This is a genomic window from Acinetobacter pittii, assembly GCF_034064985.1.
Classification (GTDB): domain Bacteria; phylum Pseudomonadota; class Gammaproteobacteria; order Pseudomonadales; family Moraxellaceae; genus Acinetobacter; species Acinetobacter pittii_H.
In genome coordinates, this window is sequence record NZ_CP139249.1 from 809,379 (window position 1) to 831,338 (window position 21,960).

A 21,960-nucleotide genomic window follows, 5' to 3' on the forward strand; every position below is an offset into this window, starting at 1 on the left:
TATTATCTAAAGCCTTTTTTTTCTATATATATCATTAATAATATATTTTATTTTATTAAGATATTAATAATTGTTATATAAATATTTTAATTAAATGATTTTCCAACAAACAGTAAATAATGAAATATTAAATTTGTTTTATATATAAAACGTTTAACGCAATTTTTTATTAAATTAACACAAGAAAAACCTAATAAAGACTTATATATAATTTGTATTAATTAAAATTTTTTCTTTAGGTACTTTAGTATTTGTTTTTTTTATTTTAAAGTGTTTAATGTAAAAATGATCACATTACTTAATGTTTTTAAGTTGTAGGTCAAAAACTTAGAAACATTAAGTAAAAAGAATTATACATAAAATCATTTAAATCAATAATATAAAAGGAATACAGATATGCCTGAAATACAAATTATTGCTAAGGACAATCATAAAACCTTAGCAACAACAGAGGGAACTTCTGCAAAACTTTCAGAAGCATCGGTCGTATTGGTAAATGTAGCTGCCAGTGATGTGTTGGTAGTAAATAGGGAGGGTACCAATGCAGTTATTCGCCTGAAAAATGGCCAGACTATTGTTATTGAAGACTTCTTTAGCGGTACAGCTGAACCTAAAGATAACAGCCTTGTTTTCCAAGACGAAAATGGACAGTTAATTTGGGCAAAATTCAAAGATGCTGAAAATGATGCCGACGCAGATGCTGACGCAGATGCCGATGCCGACAGCGATGTTGAACCACAAGCGCTGGTAGCAGAAGATTTACCAGCTGCTTTACCAGCAGAAGCGCCACAAGAGTTGGTGTCTGATGTTATTTATCAGCCTATTTCTTCAATTGAACCATTACTTTATCACGATGCAGGCATAAACCCATGGTTATGGGCTATCCCATTAGTTGCAGGTGGTATTATTGCTGCTGCATCGAACAGTGATAGTGATGATGATTCTTCAACACCTACCGATACAACACCTCCAAGTACAGATGGGGTGACCTTCACAGTTGACCCTGTTACTTCTGACAATGTAATTAATGCATCGGAAGCAGCGGGCAATGTCACCATTACAGGTGTATTGAAAAATATTCCAGCAGATGCGGCGAATACAGCCGTTACAGTTGTGATTAATGGTCAGACATACACTGCAACTGTAGACAAAACAGCGGGTACATGGACAGTAAGTGTACCGGGTAGTGGTTTAACAGCTGATGCAGATAAAACCATTGATGCTACTGTAACGTTTACAGATGCGGCAGGTAATAGCAGTACTGTTAAAGATACACAAACTTATACGATTGATACTGCTGCTCCTAATACAGATGAGGTTGATTTTTCGGTTGATTCTGTAACAGCTGACAATGTGATTAATGCATCAGAAGCGGCTGGTGATGTCACTATTACAGGTGTTTTGAAAAATATTCCGTCAGATGCAACCAATACTGTAGTAACAGTTGTTGTGAATGGGGTGACTTATACTGCCACTGTAGATAGTACAGCAGGAACATGGACAGTAAATGTGCCTGGCAGTGGCTTAGAGGCTGATGCAGATAAAACCATTGATGCTACTGTAACGTTTACAGATGCAGCAGGTAACAGCAGTACGGTTAGCGATACACAAACTTATACACTTGATACGACTGCACCAACGGTTGTACTTGAAGATGTTTCTACTAATGATAATACTCCTGCATTAACAGGTACTGTAAGTGACCCAACAGCGACTGTTGTGGTTACTATTGATGGTGTTGATTATCCTGCAGTAAATAACGGTGACGGCACCTGGACGCTTGCAGATAATACATTGCCAACACTCACCGATGGACCACACACTGTTACCGTGACTGCAACTGATGCAGCAGGTAATAAAGGTACTGATATAGGTGTTGTGACTGTTGACACAGCTGCACCAAATACAGCTGGTGTCAACTTTGTAGTTGATCCTGTTACTTCTGATAATGTAATTAATGCATCAGAAGCATCAGGTAATGTCACTGTTACAGGTGTATTGAAAAACGTTCCGTCAGATGCAACAAATACAGTGGTCACTGTTGTGATCAATGGTCAGACGTATACTGCGACTGTAGATAGCACAGCAGGTACATGGACAGTAAGTGTACCGGGCAGCGGTTTGGTTGCTGATACAGATAAAACGATTGATGCCAAAGTAACGTTTACAGATGCAGCAGGTAATAGCAGCACAGTTAACGATACACAAACTTATACACTGGATACAGCTGCTCCTTCAGCGCCAGTGATCGACCCAGTTAACGGGACAGATCCGATTACAGGTACTGCAGAACCTGGTTCAACCGTAACAGTAACCTATCCTAATGGTGACACAGCAACAGTTGTAGCAGGACCGGATGGTACTTGGACTGTACCAAACCCAGGCTTGAATGATGGTGATAAAGTTGAGGCAATTGCTACAGATCCAGCAGGCAACCCATCTTTACCAGGTACAGCTACTGTTGATGCAGTTGGCCCAAATACCGATGGTGTTAACTTCACGGTTGACTCAGTAACAGCTGACAATGTGATTAATGCATCAGAAGCGTCAGGTAACGTTACTGTTACAGGTGTATTGAAAAATGTTCCGGCAGATGCAGCAAATACAGTAGTAACTGTTGTGATCAATGGCCAGACGTATACTGCAACTGTAGATAATGCAGCAGGTACATGGACAGTAAGTGTACCGGGCAGTGACTTAACTGCGGATACAGATCAAACTATTGATGCGAAAGTAACGTTTACAGATGCAGCAGGTAACAGCAGCAGTGTTAACGATACACAAACATATACAATCGATACCACAGCACCAAATGCGCCAGTAATTAACCCGGTTAATGGGGTAGACCCGATTACAGGTACGGCAGAACCTGGTTCAACAGTAACTGTGACTTATCCCGATGGTAATACAGCAACTGTAGTTGCAGGGCCAGATGGTACTTGGACAGTACCAAATCCAGGTTTAAATGATGGTGATAAAGTTGAGGCAATTGCTACTGACCCAGCAGGCAACCCATCTGTACCAGGTACAGCTACTGTTGATGCAGTTGGCCCAAATACCGATGGTGTTAACTTCACGGTTGACTCAGTAACAGCTGACAATGTGATTAATGCATCAGAAGCGTCAGGTAACGTTACTGTTACAGGTGTATTGAAAAATGTTCCGGCAGATGCAGCAAATACAGTAGTAACTGTTGTGATCAATGGCCAGACGTATACTGCAACTGTAGATAATGCAGCAGGTACATGGACAGTAAGTGTACCGGGCAGTGACTTAACTGCGGATACAGATCAAACTATTGATGCGAAAGTAACGTTTACAGATGCAGCAGGTAACAGCAGCAGTGTTAACGATACACAAACATATACAATCGATACCACAGCACCAAATGCACCTGTACTTGATCCGATCAATGCAACTGACCCAGTGAGCGGTACAGCAGAAGCGGGTTCAACCGTGACTGTGACTTATCCTGATGGCACAACTGCAACAGTGGTAGCAGGTACAGATGGCACATGGTCAGTACCAAACCCGGGTAACCTGGTGGATGGTGATACAGTAACTGCAACAGCGACTGACCCTGCAGGCAATACATCATTGCCAGGTACAGGCACAGTCTCTGCAGACATCACACCGCCGGTGGTTGCACTTGATGACGTGTTGACCAATGACAGCACACCAGCACTTACGGGTACAGTGAACGATCCGACTGCCACTGTGGTTGTCAATGTAGATGGCACTGACTATCCGGCAGTGAACAATGGTGACGGCACCTGGACACTTGCAGACAATACACTTCCTGCGTTAACTGACGGTCCACACACCATTACCGTGACGGCAACAGATGCAGCAGGCAATGCAGGTACCGATACAGCAGTGGTGACGATTGATACCACAGCACCAAATGCACCGGTACTTGATCCAATCAATGCAACTGACCCAGTGAGCGGTACAGCAGAAGCGGGTTCAACCGTGACTGTGACTTATCCTGATGGCACAACTGCAACAGTGGTAGCAGGCACAGACGGCACATGGTCAGTACCAAACCCGGGTAACCTGGTGGATGGTGATACAGTAACTGCAACAGCGACTGACCCTGCAGGCAATACATCATTGCCAGGTACAGGCACAGTCTCTGCAGACATCACACCGCCGGTGGTTGCACTTGATGACGTGTTGACCAATGACAGCACACCAGCACTTACGGGTACAGTGAACGATCCGACTGCCACTGTGGTTGTCAATGTAGATGGCACTGACTATCCGGCAGTGAACAATGGTGACGGCACCTGGACGCTTGCAGACAATACACTTCCTGCGTTAACTGACGGTCCACACACCATTACCGTGACTGCAACAGACCCTGCAGGCAATGCAGGTACCGATACAGCAGTGGTGACCATTGATACCACAGCACCAAATGCACCGGTACTTGATCCAATCAATGCAACTGACCCAGTGAGCGGTACAGCAGAAGCGGGTTCAACCGTGACTGTGACTTATCCTGATGGCACAACTGCAACAGTGGTAGCAGGCACAGACGGCACATGGTCAGTACCAAACCCGGGTAACCTGGTGGATGGTGATACAGTAACTGCAACAGCGACTGACCCTGCAGGCAATACATCATTGCCAGGTACAGGCACAGTCTCTGCAGACATCACACCGCCGGTGGTTGCGCTGGATGACGTGTTGACCAATGACAGCACACCAGCACTTACGGGTACAGTGAACGATCCGACTGCCACTGTGGTTGTCAATGTAGATGGCACTGACTATCCGGCAGTGAACAATGGTGACGGCACCTGGACACTTGCAGACAATACACTTCCTGCGTTAACTGACGGTCCACACACCATTACCGTGACGGCAACAGATGCAGCAGGCAATGCAGGTACCGATACAGCAGTGGTAACGATTGATACCACAGCACCAAATGCACCGGTACTTGATCCAATCAATGCAACTGACCCAGTGAGCGGTACAGCAGAAGCGGGTTCAACCGTGACTGTGACTTATCCTGATGGCACAACTGCAACAGTGGTAGCAGGCACAGACGGCACATGGTCAGTACCAAACCCGGGTAACCTGGTGGATGGTGATACAGTAACTGCAACAGCGACTGACCCTGCAGGCAATACATCATTGCCAGGTACAGGCACAGTCTCTGCAGACATCACACCGCCGGTGGTTGCGCTGGATGACGTGTTGACCAATGACAGCACACCAGCACTTACGGGTACAGTGAACGATCCGACTGCCACTGTGGTTGTCAATGTAGATGGCACTGACTATCCGGCAGTGAACAATGGTGACGGCACCTGGACACTTGCAGACAATACACTTCCTGCGTTAACTGACGGTCCACACACCATTACCGTGACGGCAACAGATGCAGCAGGCAATGCAGGTACCGATACAGCAGTGGTAACGATTGATACCACAGCACCAAATGCACCGGTACTTGATCCAATCAATGCAACTGACCCAGTGAGCGGTACAGCAGAAGCGGGTTCAACCGTGACTGTGACTTATCCTGATGGCACCACTGCAACAGTGGTAGCAGGCACAGACGGCAGCTGGTCAGTACCAAACCCGGGTAACCTGGTGGATGGTGATACAGTAACTGCAACAGCAACTGACCCTGCAGGCAATACGTCATTGCCAGGTACAGGCACAGTGTCTGCAGACATCACAGCACCTGTGGTTGCGCTGGATGACGTGTTGACCAATGACAGCACACCAGCACTTACGGGTACAGTGAACGATCCGACTGCAACTGTGGTGGTGAACGTGGATGGCACTGACTATCCGGCAGTGAACAATGGTGACGGCACCTGGACACTTGCAGACAATACACTGCCTGCGTTAACTGACGGTCCACACACCATTACCGTGACGGCAACAGATGCAGCAGGCAATGCAGGTACCGATACAGCAGTGGTAACGATTGATACCACAGCACCAAATGCACCGGTACTTGATCCAATCAATGCAACTGACCCAGTGAGCGGTACAGCAGAAGCGGGTTCAACCGTGACTGTGACTTATCCTGATGGCACCACTGCAACAGTGGTAGCAGGCACAGACGGCAGCTGGTCAGTACCAAACCCGGGTAACCTGGTGGATGGTGATACAGTAACTGCAACAGCAACTGACCCTGCAGGCAATACGTCATTGCCAGGTACAGGCACAGTGTCTGCAGACATCACAGCACCTGTGGTTGCGCTGGATGACGTGTTGACCAATGACAGCACACCAGCACTTACGGGTACAGTGAACGATCCGACTGCAACTGTGGTGGTGAACGTGGATGGCACTGACTATCCGGCAGTGAACAATGGTGACGGCACCTGGACGCTTGCAGACAATACACTGCCTGCGTTAACTGACGGTCCACACACCATTACCGTGACGGCAACAGATGCAGCAGGCAATGCAGGTACAGATACAGCAGTGGTGACCATTGATACCACAGCACCAAATGCACCGGTACTTGATCCAATCAATGCAACTGACCCAGTGAGCGGTACAGCAGAAGCGGGTTCAACCGTGACTGTGACTTATCCTGATGGCACAACTGCAACAGTGGTAGCAGGCACAGACGGCACATGGTCAGTACCAAACCCGGGTAACCTGGTGGATGGTGATACAGTAACTGCAACAGCGACTGACCCTGCAGGCAATACATCATTGCCAGGTACAGGCACAGTCTCTGCAGACATCACACCGCCGGTGGTTGCGCTGGATGACGTGTTGACCAATGACAGCACACCAGCACTTAGCGGTACAGTGAACGATCCGACTGCCACTGTGGTTGTCAATGTAGATGGCACTGACTATCCGGCAGTGAACAATGGTGACGGCACCTGGACACTTGCAGACAATACACTTCCTGCGTTAACTGACGGTCCACACACCATTACCGTGACGGCAACAGATGCAGCAGGCAATGCAGGTACCGATACAGCAGTGGTGACGATTGATACCACAGCACCAAATGCACCGGTACTTGATCCAATCAATGCAACTGACCCAGTGAGCGGTACAGCAGAAGCGGGTTCAACCGTGACTGTGACTTATCCTGATGGCACCACTGCAACAGTGGTAGCAGGTACAGATGGCACATGGTCAGTACCAAACCCAGGTAACCTGGTGGATGGCGATACGGTTACAGCAACAGCAACTGACCCTGCAGGCAATACATCATTGCCAGGTACAGGCACAGTCTCTGCAGACATCACACCGCCGGTGGTTGCGCTGGATGACGTGTTGACCAATGACAGCACACCAGCACTTAGCGGTACAGTGAACGATCCGACTGCCACTGTGGTTGTCAATGTAGATGGCACTGACTATCCGGCAGTGAACAATGGTGACGGCACCTGGACGCTTGCAGACAATACACTTCCTGCGTTAACTGACGGTCCACACACCATTACCGTGACGGCAACAGATGCAGCAGGCAATGCAGGTACCGATACAGCAGTGGTGACCATTGATACCACAGCACCAAATGCACCGGTACTTGATCCAATCAATGCAACTGACCCAGTGAGCGGTACAGCAGAAGCGGGTTCAACCGTGACTGTGACTTATCCTGATGGCACAACTGCAACAGTGGTAGCAGGCACAGACGGCACATGGTCAGTACCAAACCCGGGTAACCTGGTGGATGGTGATACAGTAACTGCAACAGCGACTGACCCTGCAGGCAATACATCATTGCCAGGTACAGGCACAGTCTCTGCAGACATCACACCGCCGGTGGTTGCACTTGATGATGTGTTGACGAATGACAGCACACCAGCACTCACGGGTACAGTGAACGATCCGACTGCAACTGTAGTTGTGAACGTGGATGGCACTGACTATCCGGCAGTGAACAATGGTGACGGCACCTGGACGCTTGCAGACAATACACTTCCTGCGTTAACTGACGGTCCACACACCATTACCGTGACTGCAACAGACCCTGCAGGCAATGCAGGTACCGATACAGCAGTGGTGACCATTGATACCACAGCACCAAATGCACCGGTACTTGATCCAATCAATGCAACTGACCCAGTGAGCGGTACAGCAGAAGCTGGTTCAACCGTGACTGTGACTTATCCTGATGGCACAACTGCAACAGTGGTAGCAGGCACAGACGGCACATGGTCAGTACCAAACCCGGGTAACCTGGTGGATGGTGATACAGTAACTGCAACAGCGACTGACCCTGCAGGCAATACATCATTGCCAGGTACAGGCACAGTCTCTGCAGACATCACACCGCCGGTGGTTGCGCTGGATGACGTGTTGACCAATGACAGCACACCAGCACTTAGCGGTACAGTGAACGATCCGACTGCCACTGTGGTTGTCAATGTAGATGGCACTGACTATCCGGCAGTGAACAATGGTGACGGCACCTGGACACTTGCAGACAATACACTTCCTGCGTTAACTGACGGTCCACACACCATTACCGTGACTGCAACAGACCCTGCAGGCAATGCAGGTACAGATACAGCAGTGGTGACCATTGATACCACAGCACCAAATGCACCGGTACTTGATCCAATCAATGCAACTGACCCAGTGAGCGGTACAGCAGAAGCTGGTTCAACCGTGACTGTGACTTATCCTGATGGCACAACTGCAACAGTGGTAGCAGGCACAGACGGCACATGGTCAGTACCAAACCCGGGTAACCTGGTGGATGGTGATACAGTAACTGCAACAGCGACTGACCCTGCAGGCAATACATCATTGCCAGGTACAGGCACAGTCTCTGCAGACATCACACCGCCGGTGGTTGCGCTGGATGACGTGTTGACCAATGACAGCACACCAGCACTTAGCGGTACAGTGAACGATCCGACTGCCACTGTGGTTGTCAATGTAGATGGCACTGACTATCCGGCAGTGAACAATGGTGACGGCACCTGGACACTTGCAGACAATACACTGCCTGCGTTAACTGACGGTCCACACACCATTACCGTGACGGCAACAGATGCAGCAGGCAATGCAGGTACAGATACAGCAGTGGTGACCATTGATACCACAGCACCAAATGCACCGGTACTTGATCCAATCAATGCAACTGACCCAGTGAGCGGTACAGCAGAAGCTGGTTCAACCGTGACTGTGACTTATCCTGATGGCACAACTGCAACAGTGGTAGCAGGCACAGACGGCACATGGTCAGTACCAAACCCGGGTAACCTGGTGGATGGTGATACAGTAACTGCAACAGCGACTGACCCTGCAGGCAATACATCATTGCCAGGTACAGGCACAGTCTCTGCAGACATCACACCGCCGGTGGTTGCGCTGGATGACGTGTTGACCAATGACAGCACACCAGCACTTAGCGGTACAGTGAACGATCCGACTGCCACTGTGGTTGTCAATGTAGATGGCACTGACTATCCGGCAGTGAACAATGGTGACGGCACCTGGACGCTTGCAGACAATACACTTCCTGCGTTAACTGACGGTCCACACACCATTACCGTGACGGCAACAGATGCAGCAGGCAATGCAGGTACCGATACAGCAGTGGTGACCATTGATACCACAGCACCAAATGCACCGGTACTTGATCCAATCAATGCAACTGACCCAGTGAGCGGTACAGCAGAAGCGGGTTCAACCGTGACTGTGACTTATCCTGATGGCACAACTGCAACAGTGGTAGCAGGCACAGACGGCACATGGTCAGTACCAAACCCGGGTAACCTGGTGGATGGTGATACAGTAACTGCAACAGCGACTGACCCTGCAGGCAATACATCATTGCCAGGTACAGGCACAGTCTCTGCAGACATCACACCGCCGGTGGTTGCACTTGATGATGTGTTGACGAATGACAGCACACCAGCACTCACGGGTACAGTGAACGATCCGACTGCAACTGTAGTTGTGAACGTGGATGGCACTGACTATCCGGCAGTGAACAATGGTGACGGCACCTGGACGCTTGCAGACAATACACTTCCTGCGTTAACTGACGGTCCACACACCATTACCGTGACTGCAACAGATGCAGCAGGCAATGCAGGTACCGATACAGCAGTGGTGACCATTGATACCACAGCACCAAATGCACCGGTACTTGATCCAATCAATGCAACTGACCCAGTGAGCGGTACAGCAGAAGCGGGTTCAACCGTGACTGTGACTTATCCTGATGGCACAACTGCAACAGTGGTAGCAGGCACAGACGGCACATGGTCAGTACCAAACCCGGGTAACCTGGTGGATGGTGATACAGTAACTGCAACAGCGACTGACCCTGCAGGCAATACATCATTGCCAGGTACAGGCACAGTCTCTGCAGACATCACACCGCCGGTGGTTGCGCTGGATGACGTGTTGACCAATGACAGCACACCAGCACTGACTGGTACAGTGAACGATCCGACTGCAACTGTGGTGGTGAACGTGGATGGCACTGACTATCCGGCAGTCAACAATGGTGACGGCACCTGGACACTTGCAGACAATACACTGCCTGCGTTAACTGATGGTCCACACACCATTACCGTGACGGCAACAGATGCAGCAGGCAATGCAGGTACAGATACAGCAGTGGTGACGATTGATACCAGCGTTCCAGTCGTATCTTTAGATGATGTGGTTACTAATGACACGACTCCTGCTTTAACAGGAGCGATTAATGACCCAACAGCAACAGTGGTTGTCAATGTGGATGGCACTGACTATCCAGCAGTGAACAATGGTGATGGCACCTGGACGCTTGCAGACAATACACTGCCTGCGTTAACTGATGGTCCACACACCATTACCGTGACTGCAACAGACCCTGCAGGCAATGCAGGTACAGATACAGCAGTGGTGACGATTGATACTAGCGTTCCAGTCGTATCTTTAGATGATGTGGTTACTAATGACACGACTCCTGCTTTAACAGGAGCGATTAATGACCCAACAGCAACAGTTGTTGTGAATGTGGATGGCACAGATTATCCAGCAGTAAACAATGGCGATGGCACATGGACACTTGCAGACAATACTTTACCTGCATTAATAGATGGTCCTCATACTGTAACTGTAACTGCAACTGATCCAGCTGGTAATACTGCTACAGATACAGCTACGCTTACTATTGATACAGTCCCTGCAGACCTGATCGGTGCGATCACGATTCCTGAAGACTTAAATGGCGACGGTATCTTGAATGCAGACGAGCTAGGCACAGACGGCAGCTTCAATGCACAAGTGGCGTTGGGACCTGATGCAATCGATGGCACAGTAGTGAATATCAACGGTACTAACTACACTGTGACTGCAGCTGATATTACTAACGGCTTCATCACCGCAGCGATTCCTGTGACAGGCGAAGGCCCTGTAGCGATCCATGCAGAAGCAGTCGATCCACAAGGTAACGTAGATGTTGCAGATGCAGACGTGACAGTAACGGTTGACACAGTTCCTGCAGACTTGATCGGTGCGATCACGATTCCTGAAGACTTAAATGGCGACGGTATCTTGAATGCAGACGAGCTAGGCACAGACGGCAGCTTCAATGCACAAGTGGCGTTGGGACCTGATGCAATCGACGGCACAGTGGTGAATGTGAACGGTACTAACTACACCGTGACTGCAGCTGACCTTGCAAACGGCTTCATCACTGCAGCGATTCCTGTAACAGGCGAAGGCCCAGTAGCGATCCATGCAGAAGCAATCGATCCACAAGGTAACGTAGATGTTGCAGATGCAGACGTCACCGTAACGGTTGACACAGTTCCTGCAGACTTGATCGGTGCGATCACGATTCCTGAAGACTTAAATGGCGACGGTATCTTGAATGCAGACGAGCTTGGCACAGACGGCAGCTTCAATGCACAAGTGGCGTTGGGACCTGATGCAATCGACGGCACAGTGGTGAATGTGAACGGTACTAACTACACCGTGACTGCAGCTGACCTTGCAAACGGCTTCATCACTGCAGCGATTCCTGTAACAGGCGAAGGCCCAGTAGCGATCCATGCAGAAGCAATCGATCCACAAGGTAACGTAGATGTTGCAGATGCAGACGTCACCGTAACGGTTGACACAGTTCCTGCAGACTTGATCGGTGCGATCACGATTCCTGAAGACTTAAATGGCGACGGTATCTTGAATGCAGACGAGCTTGGCACAGACGGCAGCTTCAATGCACAAGTGGCGTTGGGACCTGATGCAATCGACGGCACAGTAGTGAATGTCAACGGTACTAACTACACCGTGACTGCAGCTGATATTACCAACGGCTTCATCACCGCAGCGATTCCTGTAACAGGCGAAGGCCCAGTAGCGATCCATGCAGAAGCAATCGATCCACAAGGTAACGTAGATGTTGCAGATGCAGACGTCACCGTAACGGTTGACACAGTTCCTGCAGACTTGATCGGTGCGATCACGATTCCTGAAGACTTAAATGGCGACGGTATCTTGAATGCAGACGAGCTTGGCACAGACGGCAGCTTCAATGCACAAGTGGCGTTGGGACCTGATGCAATCGACGGCACAGTAGTGAATGTCAACGGTACTAACTACACCGTGACTGCAGCTGATATTACCAACGGCTTCATCACCGCAGCGATTCCTGTAACAGGCGAAGGCCCAGTAGCGATCCATGCAGAAGCAATCGATCCACAAGGTAACGTAGATGTTGCAGATGCAGACGTCACCGTAACGGTTGACACAGTTCCTGCAGACTTGATCGGTGCGATCACGATTCCTGAAGACTTAAATGGCGACGGTATCTTGAACGCAGACGAGCTTGGCACAGACGGCAGCTTCAATGCACAAGTGGCGTTGGGACCTGATGCAATCGATGGCACAGTGGTGAATGTTAACGGTACTAACTACACCGTGACAGCAACTGACCTTGCAAACGGCTACATCACCGCAGCTCTGGATGCAACAGCAGCAGATCCTGTGACTGGTCAGATTGTGATTCATGCTGAGGCTGTAGATGCTCAAGGTAACGTCGATGTTGCTGATGCAGATGTAACAGTAACAATTGATACAACTCCACAAGATGTGATTACAGCGATCACGATTCCTGAAGACTTAAATGGCGACGGTATCTTGAATGCAGACGAGCTAGGCACAGACGGCAGCTTCAATGCACAAGTGGCGTTGGGACCTGATGCAATCGATGGCACAGTGGTGAATGTTAACGGTACTAACTACACCGTGACAGCAACTGACCTTGCAAACGGCTACATCACCGCAGCTCTGGATGCAACAGCAGCAGATCCTGTGACTGGTCAGATTGTGATTCATGCTGAGGCTGTAGATGCTCAAGGTAACGTCGATGTTGCTGATGCAGATGTAACAGTAACAATTGATACAACTCCACAAGATGTGATTACAGCGATCACGATTCCTGAAGACTTAAATGGCGACGGTATCTTGAATGCTGCAGAACTTGGTACAGACGGTACATTCAATGCACAAGTGGCGTTGGGACCTGATGCAATCGATGGCACAGTGGTAAATGTTAACGGTACCAACTACACCGTGACTGCAGCTGACCTTGCGAATGGCTTCATCACAGCAACTCTGGATGCAACAGCAGCAGATCCTGTGACTGGTCAGATTGTGATTCATGCTGAGGCTGTAGATGCACAAGGTAACGTCGATGTTGCAGATGCAGATGTAACCTTAACAATTGATACAACTCCACAAGATCTGATTACAGCGATCACGATTCCTGAAGACTTAAATGGCGACGGTATCTTGAATGCTGCAGAACTTGGTACAGACGGTACATTCAATGCACAAGTGGCGTTGGGACCTGATGCAATCGATGGCACAGTGGTAAATGTTAACGGTACCAACTACACCGTGACTGCAGCTGACCTTGCGAATGGCTTCATCACAGCAACTCTGGATGCAACAGCAGCAGATCCTGTGACTGGTCAGATTGTGATTCATGCTGAGGCTGTAGATGCACAAGGTAACGTCGATGTTGCAGATGCAGATGTAACCTTAACAATTGATACAACTCCACAAGATCTGATTACAGCGATTACGGTTCCTGAAGACTTAAATGGCGACGGTATCTTGAATGCTGCAGAACTTGGTACAGACGGCACCTTCAATGCACAAGTGGCGTTGGGACCGGATGCAATCGATGGCACAGTAGTGAATGTGAACGGTACTAACTACACCGTGACAGCAGCTGACCTTGCAAACGGCTTCATCACTGCAGCGATTCCTGTGACAGGCGAAGGCCCTGTAGCGATCCATGCAGAAGCAGTGGATGCACAAGGTAACCTTGATGTTGCAGATGCAGACGTCACCGTGACTGTAGATACTTTACCTGCAGACCTGATCGGTGCGATCACGATTCCTGAAGACTTAAATGGCGACGGTATCTTGAATGCAGACGAGCTAGGCACAGACGGCAGCTTCAATGCACAAGTGGCATTGGGACCTGATGCAATCGATGGCACAGTGGTGAATGTTAACGGTACTAACTACACCGTGACAGCAGCTGATATTACCAACGGCTTCATCACCGCAGCGATTCCAGTGACAGGCGAAGGCCCTGTAGCGATCCATGCAGAAGCAGTCGATCCACAAGGTAACGTCGATGTTGCAGATGCAGACGTCACCGTGACTGTAGATACCTTGCCTGCAGACCTGATCGGTGCGATCACGATTCCTGAAGACTTAAATGGCGACGGTATCTTGAACGCAGACGAGCTAGGCACAGACGGCAGCTTCAATGCACAAGTGGCGTTGGGACCTGATGCAATCGATGGCACAGTAGTGAATATCAACGGTACTAACTACACTGTGACTGCAGCTGATATTACTAACGGCTTCATCACCGCAGCGATTCCTGTGACAGGCGAAGGCCCTGTAGCGATCCATGCAGAAGCAGTCGATCCACAAGGTAACGTAGATGTTGCAGATGCAGACGTGACAGTAACGGTTGACACAGTTCCTGCAGACTTGATCGGTGCGATCACGATTCCTGAAGACTTAAATGGCGACGGTATCTTGAATGCAGACGAGCTAGGCACAGACGGCAGCTTCAATGCACAAGTGGCGTTGGGACCTGATGCAATCGATGGCACAGTGGTGAATGTTAACGGTACTAACTACACCGTGACAGCAACTGACCTTGCAAACGGCTACATCACCGCAGCTCTGGATGCAACAGCAGCAGATCCTGTGACTGGTCAGATTGTGATTCATGCTGAGGCTGTAGATGCTCAAGGTAACGTCGATGTTGCTGATGCAGATGTAACAGTAACAATTGATACAACTCCACAAGATGTGATTACAGCGATCACGATTCCTGAAGACTTAAATGGCGACGGTATCTTGAATGCTGCAGAACTTGGTACAGACGGTACATTCAATGCACAAGTGGCGTTGGGACCTGATGCAATCGATGGCACAGTGGTAAATGTTAACGGTACCAACTACACCGTGACTGCAGCTGACCTTGCGAATGGCTTCATCACAGCAACTCTGGATGCAACAGCAGCAGATCCTGTGACTGGTCAGATTGTGATTCATGCTGAGGCTGTAGATGCACAAGGTAACGTCGATGTTGCAGATGCAGATGTAACCTTAACAATTGATACAACTCCACAAGATCTGATTACAGCGATCACGATTCCTGAAGACTTAAATGGCGACGGTATCTTGAATGCTGCAGAACTTGGTACAGACGGTACATTCAATGCACAAGTGGCGTTGGGACCTGATGCAATCGATGGCACAGTGGTAAATGTTAACGGTACCAACTACACCGTGACTGCAGCTGACCTTGCGAATGGCTTCATCACAGCAACTCTGGATGCAACAGCAGCAGATCCTGTGACTGGTCAGATTGTGATTCATGCTGAGGCTGTAGATGCACAAGGTAACGTCGATGTTGCAGATGCAGATGTAACCTTAACAATTGATACAACTCCACAAGATCTGATTACAGCGATTACGGTTCCTGAAGACTTAAATGGCGACGGTATCTTGAATGCTGCAGAACTTGGTACAGACGGCACCTTCAATGCACAAGTGGCGTTGGGACCGGATGCAATCGATGGCACAGTAGTGAATGTGAACGGTACTAACTACACCGTGACAGCAGCTGACCTTGCAAACGGCTTCATCACTGCAGCGATTCCTGTGACAGGCGAAGGCCCTGTAGCGATCCATGCAGAAGCAGTGGATGCACAAGGTAACCTTGATGTTGCAGATGCAGACGTCACCGTGACTGTAGATACTTTACCTGCAGACCTGATCGGTGCGATCACGATTCCTGAAGACTTAAATGGCGACGGTATCTTGAATGCAGACGAGCTAGGCACAGACGGCAGCTTCAATGCACAAGTGGCATTGGGACCTGATGCAATCGATGGCACAGTGGTGAATGTTAACGGTACTAACTACACCGTGACAGCAGCTGATATTACCAACGGCTTCATCACCGCAGCGATTCCAGTGACAGGCGAAGGCCCTGTAGCGATCCATGCAGAAGCAGTCGATCCACAAGGTAACGTCGATGTTGCAGATGCAGACGTCACCGTGACTGTAGATACCTTGCCTGCAGACCTGATCGGTGCGATCACGATTCCTGAAGACTTAAATGGCGACGGTATCTTGAACGCAGACGAGCTAGGCACAGACGGCAGCTTCAATGCACAAGTGGCGTTGGGACCTGATGCAATCGATGGCACAGTAGTGAATATCAACGGTACTAACTACACTGTGACTGCAGCTGATATTACTAACGGCTTCATCACCGCAGCGATTCCTGTGACAGGCGAAGGCCCTGTAGCGATCCATGCAGAAGCAGTCGATCCACAAGGTAACGTAGATGTTGCAGATGCAGACGTGACAGTAACGGTTGACACAGTTCCTGCAGACTTGATCGGTGCGATCACGATTCCTGAAGACTTAAATGGCGACGGTATCTTGAATGCAGACGAGCTAGGCACAGACGGCAGCTTCAATGCACAAGTGGCGTTGGGACCTGATGCAATCGATGGCACAGTGGTGAATGTTAACGGTACTAACTACACCGTGACAGCAACTGACCTTGCAAACGGCTACATCACCGCAGCTCTGGATGCAACAGCAGCAGATCCTGTGACTGGTCAGATTGTGATTCATGCTGAGGCTGTAGATGCTCAAGGTAACGTCGATGTTGCTGATGCAGATGTAACAGTAACAATTGATACAACTCCACAAGATGTGATTACAGCGATCACGATTCCTGAAGACTTAAATGGCGACGGTATCTTGAATGCTGCAGAACTTGGTACAGACGGTACATTCAATGCACAAGTGGCGTTGGGACCTGATGCAATCGATGGCACAGTGGTAAATGTTAACGGTACCAACTACACCGTGACTGCAGCTGACCTTGCGAATGGCTTCATCACAGCAACTCTGGATGCAACAGCAGCAGATCCTGTGACTGGTCAGATTGTGATTCATGCTGAGGCTGTAGATGCACAAGGTAACGTCGATGTTGCAGATGCAGATGTAACCTTAACAATTGATACAACTCCACAAGATCTGATTACAGCGATTACGGTTCCTGAAGACTTAAATGGCGACGGTATCTTGAATGCTGCAGAACTTGGTACAGACGGCACCTTCAATGCACAAGTGGCGTTGGGACCGGATGCAATCGATGGCACAGTAGTGAATGTGAACGGTACTAACTACACCGTGACAGCAGCTGACCTTGTAAACGGCTTCATTACAGCGACTCTTGCCGCAACAGCAGCAGATCCTGTGACTGGTCAGATTGTGATTCATGCTGAGGCTGTAGATGCACAAGGTAACGTAGATGTTGCTGATGCAGACGTAACGGTAACTCTAGATGTTACTCCACCTGATATCACTACAACTGTGTTAGCAATTGACCCAGTTACTGCTGATAACATCTTGGATGCGACAGAAGCTGGTGGATCAGTGACCTTAACAGGTACATTGACCAACATCCCTACAGATGCAGTAACAACAGGTGTTGTGGTTACTGTAAATGGTGTTGACTATACAGCCACAGTTGATGCCGTAGCAGGTACTTGGACAGTTGATGTAGCTGGTAGTGGTCTTGCAGCAGATTCAGACTTAACTGTTGATGCTACTGCGACATTCACAGACCTCGCAGGAAACGCTAGTACACTTCAAGATACGCAAACTTATACTCTTGCAAGCTCTATCATTGCTTTCGATAACACTGATACAGCTGTACTTGCTCCTCAACCATTGCTTGTACAAGATGATGCAGCACTAGGAAGCAACACTTATCTAGCACTTGTATCGCTTGCTGGACTTGATTTGCAGTTAGGATCAGAGTCAATTGGCTTTACAGTAGGTGCTGGTCAAGAAGGCAATGCGACCTTTACTTACAGCGCTTTAATTGGAGTAGATGCATTATCTGATTACTCTCTAGTAGTTCAGAAACTTGACCCAGTAACAGGCCAATGGACTTCGGTCTATGGTGGTGGCCAAGCAGATATTCTTGATCTTACTTTACTAGGTTCAACTCCTGGTGTGGTTCTTGAAGGTCTAGAAGAAGGACAATACCGTGCATTCATGACTTACAACGGTCTTCTAGGTATCGGTTTACTGGGTACCTTAACTGGCACAATGGATGTTTATGACACAACACAAGTAGGTGGCTACTACACTGAAGTTGCTGCAGGTAACGTCATTACAGAAATAAATGATGCAGGTGAGGTAGATGTTGTAACTCCAACAACAGTTATAAGTGAGGTTAATGGTCAGCCTGTTGTAGCAGATGGCACGAGTATCACTGGTACTTACGGTACATTAGTGATCAACCTGGATGGTTCATACACTTATACGCCTACTGCTAGTGCGGCAGGTGTAGGACAAACTGATCAGTTTACATATACCTTAATCGATCCTTTAACTGATGATACGGCTCAAGCAAATCTCAATATTCAATTGAGCTCTGTGAAAGCAGTAGACAATGTAGTGATGGCAGAAATTAATCCTGAACCATTGCTTGTGGCAGACGATGTTGCTCTAGGTAGTTCAACTTACCTTGCAGCAGTATCGTTAGCAGGTATCGACTTACAATTGCTTGGTAACGATGCAATAGAGTTTACTGTTGATCCAAACCGCGAAGGTACAGCAACGTTCACATTCGATGCGTTAATTACTGCCGATTTACTCAGTGATTATGCGATTGTTGTTCAGAAATTTGATGAAGCAACAGGTCAATGGGTATCGATTGGTGGTACTAACCCAGAAGCTTCACTCATCGATCTAACGCTTATCGGTGGAACACCAACAGCAGTTCTTGAAGGATTGGATGCTGGACAGTATCGCGCATTCATCGGATATGAAGGTTTACTTGGTGTAGGTTTGGGCGGAACATTAACTGGTACGATGGATGTCTATAATCCATACATCGTGGCTGGTTACTCTGTTGAACCGATCTCTGGTAATGTCATCAAAGATGCGAGCCTCACTGGTGAAGTTGATGCAGCAAGCAGCAGTGCTGTGATCTCTCAAGTGAATGGTGTTGCGGTTGACCCAGTTGCTGGTGCAACAATTACTGGTACATACGGTACATTGGTGATTGACCAAGATGGTAACTACACTTATACCCCAACTGTAGACGGAGCAAACCTAGGTCAGGTAGATCAATTTACCTACACCTTGCTTGATCCTGTAACGGGTAACACTTCTGAGGCAACACTTTACGTTCGTCTCGATAGTGACAGTGTAGATATGACTTGGAACGATGCAGATCCATCTCAACCAGCTGTAATTACTAGTCCGCTTCCAGTAGATGCGATGGATAACGTTGCTTCAGCTGAAATAGACATGGTTTATCCAGTAACGACTGAGGTACTTGATAACGCGATTAGCTACAACTGGTTACTCGGTGTCGGTGGTATCGTTATCGGTTCTAAAGAAGGTACAGCGACATTTACAGTTGATCCAGGTAATCTGACTGATGCGATTATTGCAGTGAACTTTGGTTCGGTTGCTACGGTTGTCGACGGTTTACATGTGGTATTAACACGATTAAATCCAGATGGCACTCGTACTGTAGTTGCAGATAGCTCTGATACTGGCGTGATCGATTTGTTAGGTATCTTTGGTTCTGAAGTTCAATTCAAGATTGATAACTTAAGTGCCGGTACTTATGAGTTGTTCATGGAAAGCAACACATTACTTACAGCTTTAGGTAGTGTGACTGCGGATATCACATTGAATCATGGTGATATTACTCAACCGCCTGTACTGGTTGTTGATCCTGTAACTGGTAATGTACTCGCTGATGATAACTCTGCTGTTTACGGTACAAACTATGTGCCGGACTACATTACGACAACTTCTGTAGTAACCACGGTGACAGCTGAAAATGGTAATACGGCTACAATTGTAGCGGGTACTCCAGAAACGATTATTGGTGCATACGGAACTCTGACTATTAATTCAGATGGTACTTATAGCTATCAGGCAACTGCGGATATGGCGAATGTAGGTAAAGTTGATAGCTTCACTTACACAGTGACAGATCCAGTTACTGGTAGAACTGATACCGCTACATTACATGTTCAAGTTGGTTCGCCAGATGTTGATGTAACTTGGAATACAGCAGATCCTTCGGCAGATGCTACACTTCCAACGCCATCAGTAATAGCTGATACAGATGATGCAACAATCAGCATGGCACCAGTGGTAGACCCAGTTGTAGATGTTGCGAGTGGTAACGTGACTATCGGTAACCTAGCTGGCTTCCCACCACTACCTGTATTAAGCAGTACAGTAACCTCTAGTCAGTTTACAATAGCTGCAAATACAGTAAGTGATGTACATGTACAGTTGAACTACACTGCATCGTTAAGCTTGTCGGCTCTTCCAACGACTGGATATACAATTCAGCAATTGGTTGGCGGAACATGGGTAAATACAGCGTACTCTGGTTCTGCGACAGCATTAGCAGGTGTGTTGGGTGCCCCAGCATATTCAGCAGATGTACCTCATTTGTCAGAAGGGACTTATCGTGTAGTATTCAGCTTATCAAGTCTGATTTCTCTAGGTGCTGTAACTCTAGATTCTGTAGTGACAACTACAGCGACTCATCTAGATCAATACACACCAGATGGTCAAACCGACTGGATTACTGGCAACGTTCTTACTAATGATGTGGTAGAAGGTACTCAGCTCTATGTAATGAACTCAACAACTGGTACTTATGAACTAGCTGCTGGACAAGGAGTTGATACAGGTGAAGGCACATTGTATCTATACAATGATGGTTCTTACTTCTACAAACCATTAGACAGCGCTGCAAATGCGACAGTTGATGTGATTGATTACAAGTTAGTTTCGGTGATTGATGGTAGTGAATACACTTCTTCATTGACGATTAACTTGAGTCAAGAGTTGAATAGCCTTGCAGTGAGTACTGCGGCAAATGATACATTTGCTCTTGGTAATGGCTCTGATACCTTGATCTACAACACATTAACAGCTGCAAGCGTAACTAATGCAACTGGTGGTAATACAACAGCTGGTGGTGTAGATGTATGGACTGACTTCCATGTAGGTAATACTGCAACGGATGATCAGGCTGATAAGATTGACTTAAGTAACTTGTTAATTGGTTCACAAACTAACTTAACAATCGGTCAATATGTGACAGTAAGTTATGATGCTGGTACTCAAACTGCGACAATCAGCGTAGACCGTGATGGTGGATTACTTGTAGAAGGTACTTACACTGAAACACCATTGCTTCAATTGACTAACCTCACTGGTCCAGTCACATTGAATGACTTGATCAACAATGGTCAAATCATTTTCTAATCTGATAAGTGACTTATAAAAAAAAGAGCCTTCGGGCTCTTTTTTTATTTTTAAACAATACGTTAACTTAGCTTTTTATATGTTCATGCTATGATGGATTGAAAACTTTATAGAACAACAAAT

1 protein-coding gene is annotated in these 21,960 nt (G+C 47.9%); it reads left to right on the plus strand.

What is annotated here, in order from left to right; genetic code table 11:
- Positions 1–396: 396 nt before the first annotated feature.
- Positions 397–21,837: a BapA/Bap/LapF family large adhesin gene (locus tag SOI76_RS03905; RefSeq protein ID WP_320541596.1), complete on the plus strand. Its 21,441-nt coding sequence runs from the start codon at positions 397–399 to the stop codon at positions 21,835–21,837.
- Positions 21,838–21,960 lie beyond the last annotated feature (123 nt).